Below are 13,885 nucleotides of genomic sequence, written 5' to 3'. Positions count from 1 at the left end.
CGGAATCCGGACGGCCTGACGGGGGCTTACGGTGACGCTCAGTGGTTGCGCGGGAACCCGAGGTCGACGCCCGCCGGGGCCTCGGACGGGTCGGGCCAGCGGGTGGTGACGACCTTGCCGCGGGTGTAGAAGTGCGTGCCGTCGTTGCCGTAGATGTGGTGGTCGCCGAAGAGGGAGTCCTTCCAGCCACCGAAGGAGTGGTAGCCCACCGGCACCGGGATCGGCACGTTCACGCCGACCATGCCCGCCTCGATCTCCAGCTGGAAGCGGCGGGCCGCGCCGCCGTCCCGGGTGAAGATCGCAGTGCCGTTGCCGAACGGCGAGGCGTTGATGAGGGCGACGCCCTCCTCGTACGTCTCGGCCCGCAGCACACACAGCACCGGGCCGAAGATCTCGTCCTGGTACGCCTTGGCCGTGGTCGGGACCTTGTCCAGCAGCGAGATGCCGATCCAGTGGCCGTCCTCGTAGCCGTCGACGGTGAGGCCGGTGCCGTCCAGGACGACCTCGGAGCCCTCCGCCGCCGCGCCCGCCACATACGACGCCACCTTGTCGCGGTGCGCCTTGGTGATCAGCGGGCCCATTTCGGAGGCCGGGTCGTCGCCCGGACCGATCTTGATCTTCTCGGCGCGCTCGCGGATCTTCTCCACCAGCTCGTCGCCGATGGCGCCGACCGCCACCACGGCGGAGATCGCCATGCAGCGTTCGCCCGCCGAGCCGTACGCCGCCGAGACGGCCGCGTCCGCCGCCGCGTCCAGGTCGGCGTCCGGCAGCACCAGCATGTGGTTCTTGGCGCCGCCCAGGGCCTGCACCCGCTTGCCGTTCGCGGAGGCGGTGGTGTGGATGTAGCGGGCGATCGGGGTCGAGCCGACGAAGGACACCGCCTTGACGTCCGGGTGCTCCAGGAGCCGGTCCACGGCCACCTTGTCGCCGTGGACGACGTTGAAGACACCGTCCGGCAGGCCCGCTTCCGCCAGCAGCTCGGCGAGGCGGACGGACGCCGACGGGTCCTTCTCGGACGGCTTCAGCACGAAGGTGTTGCCGCACGCGATCGCGATCGGGAACATCCACATCGGGACCATCGCCGGGAAGTTGAACGGCGTGATGCCCGCGACGACGCCCAGCGGCTGCCGGATCGCGGCCACGTCCACCCGGCTGGCCACCTGCGTGGACAGCTCGCCCTTCAGCTGTACGTTGATGCCGCAGGCCAGGTCGACGATCTCCAGGCCGCGCGCCACCTCGCCGAGCGCGTCGCTGTGCACCTTGCCGTGCTCGGCGGTGATCAGCTCGGCGATCTCGTCGCGGTGCGCGTCCAGCAGCGCCCGGAACCTGAAGAGGATGGTCGTGCGCTGCGCGAGGGAGGACTGCCCCCACGTCACGAACGCCTCCCTGGCCGCAGCCACGGCCGCGTCCACCTCGTCCACGGTCGCGAAGGCGACCTGGGTGGTGACCGCGCCGGTCGCCGGGTCCGTCACGGGCCCGTACGTGCCCGACGCGCCTTCGACGGTCTTCCCGCCGATCCAGTGGTTGACGATCTTCGTCATGCCCAAGAACTCCTTCACAGATGGCGGCGTCGGGTCGAGACGTGCCGGTCGTACTCCTCGCGCGCCTTGACCGCCGACGGTCGTGTCGCGGTCTCGGCCACAGGTACATCCCACCAGGCCTGCGCCGGAGGTGCGCCCGACACAGTGTCTGCGGTTTCGGTCTCCACGTAGACACATGTGGGAGTGTCCGCCGCGCGGGCCTCGGCGAGCGCGGCGCGCAGGTCGCTCACGGTCCCCGCCCGCAGTACCCGCATACCCAGGCTGGCCGCGTTGGCTGCCAGATCCACGGGCAGCGGCGCCCCCGTGTAGGTGCCGTCGGCCGCCCGGAAGCGGTAGGCGGTGGCGAACCGCTCCCCGCCCACGGACTCCGACAGACCGCCGATGGACGCGTAGCCGTGGTTCTGCACGAGCAGGACCTTGATCGCGATCCCCTCCTGCACGGCAGTGACGATCTCCGTCGGCATCATCAGATAGGTGCCGTCGCCGACCAGCGCCCACACCGGCCGGCCGGGTGCCGCCATCTTCACGCCGATCGCGGCCGGGATCTCGTAGCCCATGCACGAGTAGCCGTACTCCAGGTGGTACTGGTCCGGCGAACGGGTGCGCCACAGCTTGTGCAGATCACCGGGGAGCGAGCCGGCCGCGTTGACGATGATGTCGGACTCGTCCACCACGGCGTCCAGCGCGCCGATGACCTGCGGCTGCGTCGGCCGCACGTCCGGCTCGTCGGTCTCGAAGCACGCGTCCACACGGTGCTCCCAGCGCTGCTTGTCCTCCGCGTACTCCGTGACGTACCGGGGATCGACGCGGTACTCGTGCAGTTGCAGCGCCTCGGTCAGTTCCTCCAGCCCGCTGCGCGCGTCGGCGACCAGCGGCAGCCCGGAGAGCTTGTGGCCGTCGAACGGGGAGATGTTGAGATTGAGGAAGCGCACGCCCTCCCCGGCGAAGAGGGTGCCGGAGGCCGTGGTGAAGTCGGTGTACCGGGTGCCGACCCCGATCACCAGATCGGCGGTGCGGGCCAGTTCGTCGGCGGCCGCCGTGCCGGTGTGCCCGATACCGCCCATGTCCTGCGGGTGGTCCCAGCGCAGCGATCCCTTGCCGGCCTGGGTGGCGGCGACCGGGATGCCGGTGGCCTCGGCGAACTCCGCGAGCGCCTCCTCGGCGCGGCTGTGGTGGACCCCGCCGCCGGCCACCACGAGCGGGCGACGGGCCGCCCGGACCGCCTGGACGGCCTGGGCGAGCTCGGCCGGGTCGGCGCCCGGGCGGCGCACCGTCCAGGTCCGCTCGGCGAAGAGGTCCGGCGGCCAGTCGAAGGCCTCCGCCTGTACGTCCTGCGGGAGCGCGAGCGTGACCGCGCCCGTGTCGGCCGGGTCGGTGAGCACCCGCATCGCCTGGAGGACGGCCGGGATCAGCGCCTCCGGGCGGGTGATCCGGTCGAAGTACCTCGACACCGGCCGCAGGCAGTCGTTGACGGACACATCACCGGCATGGGGGATCTCGAGCTGCTGGAGCACGGGGTCCGCCGGACGGGTGGCGAAGACGTCGCCGGGCAGCAGCAGGACCGGGAGGTGGTTGACCGTGGCGAGGGCGGCGCCCGTGACCAGGTTGGTGGCCCCGGGGCCGATGGACGTCGTCACCGCGTGCGTGGACAGCCGGTTCGCCTGCCGCGCGTAGCCGACCGCCGCGTGCACCATCGACTGCTCGTTGCGGCCCTGGTGGAAGGGCATCGCATCGCCGTACTCGACCAGCGCCTGCCCGAGGCCCGCGACGTTGCCGTGCCCGAAGATGCCCCAGGTCGCCTCGATGAGCCGACGGCGCACCCCGTCGCGCTCGGTGTACTGGGCGGCCAGGAAGCGTACGAGCGCCTGAGCGACCGTGAGCCTCGTCGTCGAGGTCATCGGTATCCCTCCGTGTGGTCCGGGTGGAAGCAGATCCGCCACCGGCGCTCCTCACCCGGCCCGGCCATGACGTTCAGGTAGTACATGGTGTGCCCGGGCTGGGCGATCGAGGGGCCGTGCCAGCCGTCGGGGACGAGGACGGCGTCGCCGGTGCGGACCTCGGCGAGGACGTCGGACCCGCCCTCACGGGAGGGGAACACGCGCTGGTACCCGAATCCGTGCGGCCCCTCGATCTCGAAGTAGTAGATCTCCTCCAGCTCGGTCTCCTCGCCCGGCCGTGTCTCGTCGTGCTTGTGCGGCGGGTACGAGGACCAGTTGCCGCCGGGCGTGATCACCTCGACGGCGATGAGCTTGTCGCACGCGAAGGCGTCGGCCGAGGCGAAGTTGCGCACCTGGCGTGCGCAGCCGCCGCTGCCGCGGTCTTCGACGGGTACCTCCGGCGCGGGGCCGTAGCGGGCGGGGAGTCGGCGCTCGCACTTCGCTCCTGCCAGGGCGAAGCGGCCTCCCGCGCCGGAGGCGATCTGTACCTGGGCGTCCCGGGGCGCGTACGCGAAGTCCGATACACCCGCGAAGACGTCGTCCCTGCCCAGGAGTTGAAATGTGCTGCCCTCGATCTGCACGGTACAGGTGCCCTGGAGGGGAAGGACGATCCATTCGCTGTCACCGGTGGTGAACAGGTGCGTGTCACCCGGCCGCAGCTCCACGATCCGCAGGCTGCTGTGACTCCAGCCGGCCCGTTCGGGGTCGATGTCGAGGGAGTACTGCGCGTTCGCGGTCGCGCCCCTGGGAACGTACAGCTCTTTGCTCATGCGGCCCTCACAGAAGTCCTACGGCGGTGTCCACGGCCGTGGCGACGTCGCCGTCCGCGGGGTACAGCAGCGAACGGCCGACCACCAGGCCCTTGACGGTGGGCAGTTGGAGCGCTCCGCGCCACTTCTCGTACGCGCCCTCCTGGTCCCCGCCGACGTCGCCGCCGAGCAGGACGGCCGGCAGGGTGGAGGTCTCCATGACCCGGGCCATGTCGTCCGGGTTCTCGGTGACGGGGACCTTGAGCCAGGTGTACGCCGAACTGCCGCCCAGTCCACTGGCTATGGCGATGGACCTGGTCACGGCCTCGGCACCGAGGTCGTTGCGGAGCCGGCCCTCGGGGGTGCGGCGGCTGATGAACGGCTCGACGAACACCGGGAGCCGGCGCTCGGCCATCTCGTCGATGACCCGGGCGGTGGACTCCAGGGTGTTGAGCGATCCCGGGTCGTCGTAGTCGATCCGCAGCAGCAGCTTGCCCGCGTCGAAGCCGAGCCGCTCGATGTCCTGCGGCCGGTGGCCGGTGAACCGGTCGTCCAGCTCGAAGGACGCCCCCTGGAGGCCGCCGCGGTTCATCGAGCCCATGACGACCTTGTGTTCGAGGGCGCCGAGCAGCAGCAGGTCGTCGAGGATGTCGGCGGTGGCGAGCACCCCGTCGACACCGGGCCGCGACAGCGCGAGACACAGCCGCTCCAGCAGATCGGCGCGGCTCGCCATGGCCAGCGCGCGGTCGCCGACGCCGAGGGCGCCGCGGGCGGGGTGGTCGGCGGCGACGATCATCAGCCGGCCGGTGTCCCCGAGGAGCGGCCGGCGGGCCCGCCGGGCGGCGGCCTCGGCGACGGCCTCGGGGTGGCGGGTGCGGATGCGGACGAGCTCGGAGACGTCCACGCGCGCGGTGGTGCTCTTTTCGCCGGGCACGCGCGTGTGCGGGCTGCCGGCGTCGCCTCCGCCCTCGTGCCGCGCGCCCCCGACGTGTCCCGCCCTCATCGCACCGCTCCCGCCGCGAGCGCGTCCTCGACCTCGGCGGGCGTGGGCATCGCGGACGAGCACTCCAGCCGGGAGGCCACGATCGCGCCCGCGGCGTTCGCGTACCGCATGATCCGCTCCAGTTCCCAGCCGGCGAGCAGCCCGTGGCACAGCGAGCCGCCGAACGCGTCGCCCGCGCCGAGGCCGTTGAGCACCGTGACCGGGAGCGGGGGCACCTCCGCCGACTCGCCCGTGGCGCTGACCGCGAGCACGCCCTTGGGCCCCTGCTTGACCACCGCGAGGGCGACACCGGCGTCGAGCAGGGCACGGGCGGCCGCATGCGGGTCGCGCTCCCCGGTGGCGATCTCCACCTCGTCGATGTTGCCGACGGCGACCGTGGCGTGCCGCAGGGCCTCGGCGTAGAACGGGCGCGCGGAGCCGGCGTCGCGCCAGAACATGGGGCGCCAGTCGAGGTCGAAGACCGTCGTACCGGACGTGGCGCGATGGGCGAGGGCGGCGAGCGTCGCGGTGCGGCTCGGCTCCTCGCTCAGGCCCGTGCCGGTCATCCAGAAGACGCGCGCGGCGCGGATCGCGTCCAGGTCCAGCTGGTGTGCGTCGATCTCCAGGTCCGGCGCCCTGGGCAGCCGGTAGAAGTACAACGGGAAGTCGTCCGGCGGGAAGACCTCGCAGAACGTGACCGGGGTGGGCAGCCCCGCGACGGGGGTCACCCAGCGGTCGTCCACGCCGAAGCCGCGCAGCGCCTCGTGGAGATAGGTGCCGAAGGGGTCGTCGCCCGTACGCGTGATCACCGCCGTACGGCGTCCGAGGCGGGCAGCGGCGACCGCGACGTTCGTCGCCGACCCGCCCAGGAACTTCCCGAAGGACGTCACCTGGGGCAGGGGCACGCCCGTCTGCAGCGGATAGAGATCCACGCCGATCCGGCCCATGGTGATCAGGTCGTACGGGGCACCGGCGCCGTGCGGGCCCCACTCCTCGGACTCCTCCATCGAGATCCCTTCACCTCGGCTGACCCCAGGTCTAGCCGCGCGGGGGGAGCGCTGTCAATAGTTTGTCCAGACATTCGGACGACAGCTTGACATGCTTCATCGGCAGCCTCGGAGCAGGTGGCCCGCCGGAGCCGGGGCCGACATGACTGACGGACTGTCAAGTGTGTCGAAGTCGTGAACTCCGGCAATCTGGGAGATCACCCCATCGGGGGCGCAACCAGGACGGGTGCCACGTAGTTGACTCAACATCGGGCATTCCGCCCGGTTGTTGTGACAACTTCCAAGGAGCATCTCTCCATGTCGCGTATCGCGAAGGGCCTGGCCCTCACCACCGTTGCCGCTGCGGCCGTGGCGGGCGCCGCCGGTATCGCCGCCGCCGACAGTGGTGCCAGTGGCGCCGCCGACTCTTCCCCGGGCATCGTCTCGGGCAACGCTGTGCAGGCCCCGGTCCACGTCCCGGTCAACGCCTGCGGCGTCACGGCCACCGTCATCGGCCTGCTGAACCCGACGGCGGCGAACACCTGCGCCACCCACTGACGTCCGAGAGGACCCTCTGGCCGGCCGTTCTCCCTCGGGAGGCGGCCGGTCGGCGTATGCCCGGGCGCCCCGCCGTTCCGCCGATCGGGTGGTGTGCGTTTCGATCTCTCGACAGGCCGTCCCACCAGGCACGACGCGGGTGACGACGTCACCCTGTCCAGCTACGTCACGCGGCCGAACGGTTGCAGTCCGCTATGTCCCCTTTCACGGTGAATCTCAGGCACCAAGCCTCACGACGAAGGGAACATCATGCGTGTTCTGCCCGCGCGGCGCTTTGCCTCCTCAGCTCTCTGCGCCATGCTGCTCATCGGAATCACCGGACCGACCGCTCTGGCGGCCGACCACGCATCGGCGCGTGGCCGCGTCCCCGCGGAGACGGCACCCCTCCCGCCGAGCGCCGATGTCCTGGTGCGCCCGGTCACCGATCTGCTGAACGCCGTACTCAAGGCGAACCACGGCCGGATCCCGGCCGACCAGGCGGTCCGGCTCGGCAAGGCGGTGGACGACGCCATCGCCAAGGTGAGCATGGCCTCGCCGTCCGTCAACGCCCCGGACGCCGGCGAGGACGACGCCATCGCCGATCTGCGGCAGTCGACCGACAAGCTGCTCGCGGCCGCCACCTCCGACGACACGAGCCAGGTCGCGCCGATGGCTACGACGGTGCTGAACGACCTGGTCAAGGTCCTCGGCGCGGGCTTCGTCAGCGGCGAGCTGCTGCCTCTGCCCAACCCCTCCGACCTGTCGGCTCCGCCCAGCCTTCCGGCGGTGCCCGCGCCGAAGCCGTCCGCGTCGACCATGCTGACGCCCATGCCGTCGCAGTCGGCCATGGTGGCGCCCATGCCGTCGCACTCGACGAGCTGAACGCTCCGCGGTCCGCGGCGGCGCGAGCCGCTGCGACGCACACTCCGCACAGCCGCCGGCCGGCCGTCAGGCCGCCGACGGCTGTCGGCGTGCCCGGGCGCTCCGGGGCGGCCGGCCACGGTCAGCCGAGGCGGCGCACCGGCTCCCCGGCCAGGTACGCCTGGATGTCCTCGACGGCCTCGCCGTAGTACGTCGCGTAGTTGGCGTGGGAGACGTATCCGAGGTGCGGTGTGGCGAGCAGCCGCGGTGCGGTGCGCATCGGATGGCCGGCCGGGAGCGGCTCCACGTCGAAGACGTCGACGCCCGCGCCCGCGATACGGCCCTCGTGCAGCGCGGTGAGCAGGGCGTCCTGGTCCACGATGGCGGCGCGCGAGGTGTTGACCAGATATGCGGTCGGCTTCAGCAGCGCGAGTTCACGAGCGCCGACCAGTCCGCGGGTACGGTCGCCGAGTGCGAGGTGGACCGAGACGAAGTCGCTGCTCGTGAGCAACTCCTCCAGGGAGGCGGCGCGTTCGACGCCCACCTCGTCGGCGCGCTCCTCGGTGAGGTTCCGGCTCCAGGCGGTGACCTCCATGCCGAAGGCGAGCCCCACCCGGGCCACCCGGCCGCCGACCTTCCCGAGTCCGAGCAGCCCGAGCCGCCGCCCGTGCAGATCCGCGCCCACCGTGCTCTGCCAGGGGCCGCCGTCCCGCAGGGCGTTGCTCTCGGTCACGATCCCGCGTGCGAGCCCGAGCAGCAGCGCCCAGGTCAGCTCGACGGGCGGGGTGGAGGAGCTGGTGGTGCCGCAGACGGTCACGCCGTGCGCCTCGGCGGCCGCGTAGTCGATGACGGAGTTCCGCATCCCGGAGGCGATGAGGAGCTTCAGCCGGGGCAGCCGGGCCAGCAGGGAGCCGGGGAAGGGCACGCGTTCGCGCAGGGTGACGACGATGTCGAACCCGGCGAGCGCCTCGGCCAGGGCGTCCTCGTCACTGAAGCGCTCGGCGAAGGACACCACCTCCACCCGGTCAGCCACGGGCGACCAGTCCGCGACGGAGGTCGCGATCCGCTGGAAGTCGTCGAGCACGGCACACCGGAGCCGCATATCAACCCCCTTGATCAACGGGGGAACCCTATCGAACCGGCGTGCGGGGTCAGTCGTTGCCGCGGGTGCCCCAGACGCTGACGCGGTCGCCGGTGCGCAGCAGCGACCACAGGGCCTTGGCGTCCTCGTAGCGGAGGTTCACACAGCCGTGGGAGCCCGGTTCCTCGAAGATCGGGCGGTAGCTGGCGTGCAAGGCCTGGCCGCGGTCGAAGAACTGGCTGAACGGCATGGCGGCGTCGTACAGGCCGGACCAGAACTTCTCCACCCGCCGGTAGATCTTGTGCGACCCGTTGCGGGTGCGATGGCCGGCCATCCCGGTGCGGGCGGGGACGGGGCCGAAGACGATTTTCTTGTTCTGCTGCACCCACAGCAACTGGTGTGTCTGGTCCACACAGACCAGGCGCTTCGACCGCCCGGAACAACCGGTGAGCGACGCCTTGTGCCGGGCGGCCCAGTCCACCGTCGCCGCCCGACGGCTCACGAGGCCGGCATAGCCGTCCGCCGGGCTGATGCCGTACGCGTTCTGGAGCTTGCGGATCGCCGCGCAGTCCTGCTCCGACTGCTTTCCGTCCTGCGGCAGACCCAGGTCCTTCTCCACCTGGCGCTGATAGGGCCCGGCGGTGAGGTGGCACGCCGGGGTGTCGCCGTCTCCCCGGGGACGCGCCCCCCGTGCCTCCGTGGCCGACGCCCCCGGCACGCCGGCCACCACCAGGGAACCCACCATGACGGCCAGGGCGACGAGGCGAGGGTGTCCGCAGCGGACGCATGACGTGTGTGTCATCGGTTCCTCCTGGTGCCCGTGGCCTGCTCTCGTGCCAGGCCCTCCGATATGTCCCACGGAACCGTTGACGTTCTTTCTTCATATAAAACGAAGTCGCCAGGCCTCTCACCCCAATGCGGACCCTGACAACCATATGTGACGAAACGTTACTGCAGTGAGATGTGCTCGTGGGCTCCGGACATGACGGTGCCCCGGGCCTGGTGCACGGCCCGGGGCAGGTGTCGTCCGTTCGTCACCGTCGAGCGGCGCGCGGCCTGTCCGCCGCGACGGTGTGGTGCACCGTGGCCCGGTGGGTGTCCTTGTCCCGGACGTGGACGAGGCCGAGCGTCCTGCATTCCCTGCTGGCGTCGGCCGTCGGGCAGTTGCTGCCCGGGTCGGTGTCGACCACTCCGTTCTCCAGGCGCAGATCACCGAAGTCCCGGCGGTCGACGGTGATCGAGTACCGGATGACCGCGGTGTCACCGGGGTGGAGCGGGCCCGTCCAGCCGACGCGCGGCTGGGAGTAGCTGATCACGCCGACGCTGGCGGTCCCGTCGTTGTTGTACCGGGCGTCGTCCAGCACCCCGGACAGGTCGTCCGTGAAGTGCGCCTGATTGGCGCCCACGAGGTCCATGTCCCCGGTGTTGCGGACCCTGACGGTGTACCGGACGGTGTCCCCCTGCCTGATCGTCCTGGGTGCCTCCATGCTCTTGGTGATCCTGAGGCCGGCTCGGCCGCCCCGGTTTGTGGCCGTGTTGTTGCCCAGGCTGGGGTCGAAGTCGTTGCCCTTGACCGTCGCCGTGTTTCGGATGCCGTTGAAGTTCGGGCCGGCGAAGCCGGTCACGGTGACCGTGGCGGAGGCGCCCGCAGCCAGCGGGCCTCCGGTGCAGGTCAGCAGGTTGGAGCCGCTGACGTTGCAGCCCGCCGACGTGGTGAACGGGCCGTGCAGAGCCGACGGAAGCTGGTCGGTGATGAGCCAGCCGCTCGAGGCGTCCGGGCCGTTGTTCGTCACCCTGAGGGTGTAGGTCACCTGGCCGTTCTCTGGTGCCGACCTCGGGCCGGACTTGGACAGCGCGAGGTCCACACGCCGCTGCGCGATTCCGGTGCGCACGGCGTCGGCGTTGTTGCTGTAGTCCGGGTCCGGTTCGACGCCCTCCACGGTGACGATGTTGTGGAGGTTGGTGTAGCCCTGGCCGGCCGTGCCGTTCAGGGTGATCGTGTCGCTGGCGTTGCCCGCCAGCGGACCGTGGGTGCAGGTCAGCCGACCTGGGACGGGGATGGTGCAACCGGCCGGAGGCACGACGCCGCGGATACCCGTCGGCAGGTAGTCGGTGACGGTGTAGCCACTGGAGGGGCTGGAGCTGTGGTTCGTCACCGTGATGACGTAGGTGACAGAGTCGCCCTCGTTCGCGGAGGCCGGGCCCGTTTTCGTCACCCCGAGGTCGATGCCGATCTGCCGCGTCTGTGCCGGGGAATGCACCTTCTTCACCTTGCTGGCGGAGTGGCTGGGGGCGGCAACCGCGGTGGTGGAAGCCATGCCCGCAGTCAGCGCCGTCATGATGCCCACGACGGTGAGCGCCGATACTGCGCCGGCGCGCATGCCGTTACCTTGACTCACGAGGATTGACCCTTCATGCAGGAGGCCGGGTGCAGCCGGAGCCCATGCGTCCGCTGCCGAAAACGGCCTGTCGGAAGATTTCAGTTGAAGAAGAGCACATGGGAGATTTATCAGGCTGTTCTGGCGCGGTATTTCAGGATTTTTTAGTCCCAATGGAGCATTCCGTGGCGCGGTGTGTGGATGTGTGACGCCGTGCGGGATAGGCGATGATTTGCCCGTGGTTAAATTCCGTCTGAATTGGGAATATCTGCGCACGCCCTACGGTGCGGGCGGCCGACCGTGGGTGGTTGTCCCTGATCAGGGGTGGTTGTGATTCCGGAGTGTGTAATTTCACAAGCAGGGATCCAGGCGAAGAGGCGACCCATCGGACCTCTTTGGAATCCTTCGATTTCCATACGCCCGGAAATGTATTACGGGATAAACTCCACATCCGCAAGTGGAGCTTCGCCCGAAGGTCGCCCAAAGGGTGACGCGGGCCTGAACCCGGCGGGCGTTTTCAGGCAGCGCCGACTTCCGTGGGGCGGCCGAGTACCGTCCCCAGAGCCATGTTCCACCGTCCGGCACGGCCGGTGAATTCGGCGGCGGTCAGCGGAGGGACGTCGATCCGCCAGAAGGCCGAGTCCGGTGCCGCGAGCACCCGCACCACGACGGCCCGTACGATCTCCGGCTCCACGACGGCGACCGTGCGTCCCGAGACCTGCGCGGTCTCCTCCAGCCATCCGCCGACCCGCGCGCACAACGCGTGCACCGACTCCCCGCCGTGCGGAGCGGACGAAGGGTCAGTGAGCCACAGGGCCGCGGCGTCCGGTTCGTCGACGCTGACCTCGTCCAGCGTCCGGCCGCGCCATCGGCCCACGTCCAGCCCGGCCGGTGCGGGCCCGGCGGCCGCGTCGAGGCCGAGCGCCGACGCCGTCTCCCGGCAGCGCACGGTGGGGGAGGCCAGCACCCGGCCGACCGCAGGAAGCGAACCCGCCGCGGACCGGGCGCGCGCCGTGCCGGCCGCGTCGAGCGAGCACCCGTCGTCGAAGCGAGCCTGGCGCAGCGCCGCGTTCATGGCGGGCGAGATCAACGTCACACGGCTCGTCATCGGCTCACTCCTGCACTCAACTCCCCTGCCGCGGGCGGGCGTCCGGCGCGGTGGCGCCACTGTAAGCCCGACGGGCGCCGCCGGTGGGAGCCTCCTCCCCTGCGCGGCGGGTCACTTGGACGGCGTCCGCTGTCCCTTGGCCTTTCCGTGCCCGGAGTCCTTGTCGGCGGGCCCGGTGCGCGGCTTCCCGGTCTCCTTGCCTGTGTTGCCCGCGTCGCCTGCGCTGTCTGCGGCGTTCGTCTTGGCCGGCGACAGCCGGTCGGCGCAGAAGGCCGCGACACGGTCCTCGCCCCCGGCGGCGGCGAGGAACCGCTGCCAGGCCGCGGAGTTCAGCGCGTTGCCCCGGCCCTTCACCGACGGGTACGCGCGGCAGTGGGCCTGGATGTCCTTGGGCGTCGGCGGGCGGCTCGGGGAGAGGGCGCCGGCGGGCCGGGAGGGGGCGGTGCCCTCCGGCGCCCGCGTCGCGCTCCCCGGGGCGGTGGGCGAGGGATGCCGTCGTCCGGGGTCGCCGCCCTGTGTGCCGCCGCCGGATCCGGGCGAGCCGATGGCCGCGATCGCCACTCCGCCCAGAGTGAGGCTGCCCACGAACACGCCGATGGCGGTCTTCACCGAGCGCCGGGCCGCTGTGCGCCGCGGCTGCCAGTCGTCCCGCCTCCGCGTCCGCGCCTGTTCCTGGGTGCCTGCCTCGCGAGCCGCGCGGAAGGCGGCCACGGCCTGCTGCTCGGCCGAGGCGTCCAGGGCGTTGGCGCGCAGCGCGCGACCGAGCGCCAGCTCCAGCACGGTGGTCTCGGCCGAATCGTCGGCAGCGGCCATACGGCCGTCTGTGCCGACGCCTCGGCGTGCCGCGCCTCCGCCCTCACTATGTCGGTCGCCCATACCCGTGTCCGTCTCTGTGCGTTTGTTACCCATAGCCTTAACGGACCTGACGCCGTCGCTTCTCATTTCGACTGCCTCAGCGTGCGAGACCGCTCTCCCGTCACACCCGTCACGCCGAGCTGGCGCGCCAGCCCCTTCAGCCCCCGGTGGGCGGCCGTGCGCACCGCACCCGGACGCTTGCCGAGGACCCGCGCGGCGGCGGGCCCGTCGAGGCCGACCACGACGCGCAGCAGCACCGCCTCGGCCTGGTCACGCGGCAGGCTGCGCACCAGTTGGAGGGCGTACTCGGTCGACAGGGTCTCCAGGGCCTGGTCATGGGTGTTGTGCGGGGCCGGCACCTCCGTGAGATCGAGTTCGAAGGCGGCCACCGACGGCCGGGTGCGCCGTCGGCGCAGCAGATCGAGGGCCCGATGGCGGGCGATGGTCGCACTCCAGCCGCGAAAGCCCGCCCCGTCTCCCCGGAACCGGCCCAGGTCCCGAGCGATCTCCAGCCAGGCCTCCGACGCCACGTCCTCGGCGTCCTGGCCGACCAGGCCGCGTAGATAGCCGAGGAGCCCGGGCTGCACGATCCGGTACACGACTGCGAAGGCCGCTTCGTCGCCTTCCTGGGCCCGGGCGACGGCAGCGCCCAACTCCGCGTCGCGCGTCTGTGCGCGATCGGGTCGTTCTCCCTGGCCCAAGACCTGTCCTCGCCGCCGGCGGCCGCTGAGCGCGGTGCGGTGGTCCCGCCTCGCCGTCGGCCGCGCTTTGCTCTTCCTTGATCCTCAGCGGCAGGTCGCACAGTTGTGTCACAGCAATGCCGGTCGTGGGCGTGCCGCGGTCGAGTCGCTGTGATCTACGTCACCACGC

Annotated in this window: 13 protein-coding genes; 2 read left to right on the top strand and 11 right to left on the bottom strand. The window is 71.2% G+C overall.

Annotated features, from left to right (window positions below):
* Positions 1-38: 38 nt before the first annotated feature.
* From mmsA to iolC, 5 genes are read right to left on the bottom strand one after another with little or no spacing between them, the layout of a single operon-like run.
* On the bottom strand, positions 39-1,541 hold the full coding sequence (gene mmsA, locus ACFYX0_RS06305; protein WP_388966928.1) for a CoA-acylating methylmalonate-semialdehyde dehydrogenase: 1,503 nt from the start codon (positions 1,539-1,541) through the stop codon (positions 39-41).
* A 14-nt stretch (positions 1,542-1,555) separates the two neighbouring features.
* The gene (gene iolD, locus ACFYX0_RS06300) at positions 1,556-3,439 is read right to left on the bottom strand and encodes a 3D-(3,5/4)-trihydroxycyclohexane-1,2-dione acylhydrolase (decyclizing) (protein ID WP_388966925.1); all 1,884 of its coding nucleotides are present in this window, start codon (positions 3,437-3,439) and stop codon (positions 1,556-1,558) included.
* The gene (gene iolB / locus ACFYX0_RS06295; protein ID WP_355917845.1) at positions 3,436-4,248 is read right to left on the bottom strand and encodes a 5-deoxy-glucuronate isomerase; all 813 of its coding nucleotides are present in this window, start codon (positions 4,246-4,248) and stop codon (positions 3,436-3,438) included. The genes iolD and iolB overlap by 4 nt, the downstream gene beginning before the upstream one ends.
* A 7-nt stretch (positions 4,249-4,255) precedes the next feature.
* Entirely contained in the window at positions 4,256-5,230 is a 975-nt protein-coding gene (locus ACFYX0_RS06290; RefSeq protein WP_355917848.1) for a deoxyribose-phosphate aldolase, read from the bottom strand.
* On the bottom strand, positions 5,227-6,216 hold the full coding sequence (gene iolC / locus ACFYX0_RS06285) for a 5-dehydro-2-deoxygluconokinase (protein ID WP_388966922.1): 990 nt from the start codon (positions 6,214-6,216) through the stop codon (positions 5,227-5,229). The genes ACFYX0_RS06290 and iolC overlap by 4 nt, the downstream gene beginning before the upstream one ends.
* 297 nt (positions 6,217-6,513) lie before the next feature.
* Between iolC and ACFYX0_RS06280 the strand changes: the two genes are divergently transcribed.
* Together ACFYX0_RS06280 and ACFYX0_RS06275 are read left to right on the top strand one after the other, a co-directional pair.
* A complete protein-coding gene (locus ACFYX0_RS06280) occupies positions 6,514-6,753 on the top strand; it encodes a chaplin (RefSeq protein ID WP_388966919.1) in 240 nt (79 codons plus the stop codon).
* Positions 6,754-7,002: 249 nt separating this feature from the next.
* On the top strand, positions 7,003-7,614 hold the full coding sequence (locus tag ACFYX0_RS06275) for a hypothetical protein (protein WP_388966916.1): 612 nt from the start codon (positions 7,003-7,005) through the stop codon (positions 7,612-7,614).
* Between the two features lie 121 nt (positions 7,615-7,735).
* On the opposite strand, the gene ACFYX0_RS06270 is transcribed toward ACFYX0_RS06275, so the two are convergent.
* The 6 genes from ACFYX0_RS06270 to ACFYX0_RS06245 form a co-directional block, all read right to left on the bottom strand.
* Positions 7,736-8,695, bottom strand: coding sequence for a D-2-hydroxyacid dehydrogenase family protein (locus ACFYX0_RS06270; RefSeq protein ID WP_388966913.1), 960 nt, complete (start codon positions 8,693-8,695; stop codon positions 7,736-7,738).
* A 49-nt stretch (positions 8,696-8,744) separates the two neighbouring features.
* A complete protein-coding gene (locus tag ACFYX0_RS06265) occupies positions 8,745-9,476 on the bottom strand; it encodes a L,D-transpeptidase (protein WP_388966910.1) in 732 nt (243 codons plus the stop codon).
* 232 nt (positions 9,477-9,708) lie between these two features.
* A complete protein-coding gene (locus tag ACFYX0_RS06260) occupies positions 9,709-11,055 on the bottom strand; it encodes a DUF11 domain-containing protein (protein ID WP_388966907.1) in 1,347 nt (448 codons plus the stop codon).
* A 514-nt stretch (positions 11,056-11,569) separates the two neighbouring features.
* Positions 11,570-12,160: a histidine phosphatase family protein gene (locus tag ACFYX0_RS06255; RefSeq protein WP_388966904.1), complete on the bottom strand. Its 591-nt coding sequence runs from the start codon at positions 12,158-12,160 to the stop codon at positions 11,570-11,572.
* Positions 12,161-12,271: 111 nt separating this feature from the next.
* Positions 12,272-12,973, bottom strand: coding sequence for a hypothetical protein (locus tag ACFYX0_RS06250; protein ID WP_388966902.1), 702 nt, complete (start codon positions 12,971-12,973; stop codon positions 12,272-12,274).
* Between the two features lie 125 nt (positions 12,974-13,098).
* A complete protein-coding gene (locus ACFYX0_RS06245; RefSeq protein WP_388966899.1) occupies positions 13,099-13,716 on the bottom strand; it encodes an RNA polymerase sigma factor in 618 nt (205 codons plus the stop codon).
* Positions 13,717-13,885: the final 169 nt, after the last annotated feature.

It is taken from the genome of Streptomyces sp. NPDC002573 (assembly GCF_042889625.1).
GTDB classification, from domain to species: Bacteria; Actinomycetota; Actinomycetes; order Streptomycetales; family Streptomycetaceae; genus Streptomyces; species Streptomyces gibsoniae.
This window is presented reverse-complemented; position numbering and strand designations above follow the sequence as displayed.

Coding starts and splice junctions, on each gene's coding strand:
- mmsA (WP_388966928.1), bottom strand. CDS start 1,541: ATGACGAAGATCGTCAACCACTGGATCGGCGGGAAGACCGTCGAAGGC.
- iolD (WP_388966925.1), bottom strand. CDS start 3,439: ATGACCTCGACGACGAGGCTCACGGTCGCTCAGGCGCTCGTACGCTTC.
- iolB (WP_355917845.1), bottom strand. CDS start 4,248: ATGAGCAAAGAGCTGTACGTTCCCAGGGGCGCGACCGCGAACGCGCAG.
- ACFYX0_RS06290 (WP_355917848.1), bottom strand. CDS start 5,230: ATGAGGGCGGGACACGTCGGGGGCGCGCGGCACGAGGGCGGAGGCGAC.
- iolC (WP_388966922.1), bottom strand. CDS start 6,216: ATGGAGGAGTCCGAGGAGTGGGGCCCGCACGGCGCCGGTGCCCCGTAC.
- ACFYX0_RS06280 (WP_388966919.1), top strand. CDS start 6,514: ATGTCGCGTATCGCGAAGGGCCTGGCCCTCACCACCGTTGCCGCTGCG.
- ACFYX0_RS06275 (WP_388966916.1), top strand. CDS start 7,003: ATGCGTGTTCTGCCCGCGCGGCGCTTTGCCTCCTCAGCTCTCTGCGCC.
- ACFYX0_RS06270 (WP_388966913.1), bottom strand. CDS start 8,695: ATGCGGCTCCGGTGTGCCGTGCTCGACGACTTCCAGCGGATCGCGACC.
- ACFYX0_RS06265 (WP_388966910.1), bottom strand. CDS start 9,476: ATGACACACACGTCATGCGTCCGCTGCGGACACCCTCGCCTCGTCGCC.
- ACFYX0_RS06260 (WP_388966907.1), bottom strand. CDS start 11,055: ATGCGCGCCGGCGCAGTATCGGCGCTCACCGTCGTGGGCATCATGACG.
- ACFYX0_RS06255 (WP_388966904.1), bottom strand. CDS start 12,160: ATGACGAGCCGTGTGACGTTGATCTCGCCCGCCATGAACGCGGCGCTG.
- ACFYX0_RS06250 (WP_388966902.1), bottom strand. CDS start 12,973: ATGGCCGCTGCCGACGATTCGGCCGAGACCACCGTGCTGGAGCTGGCG.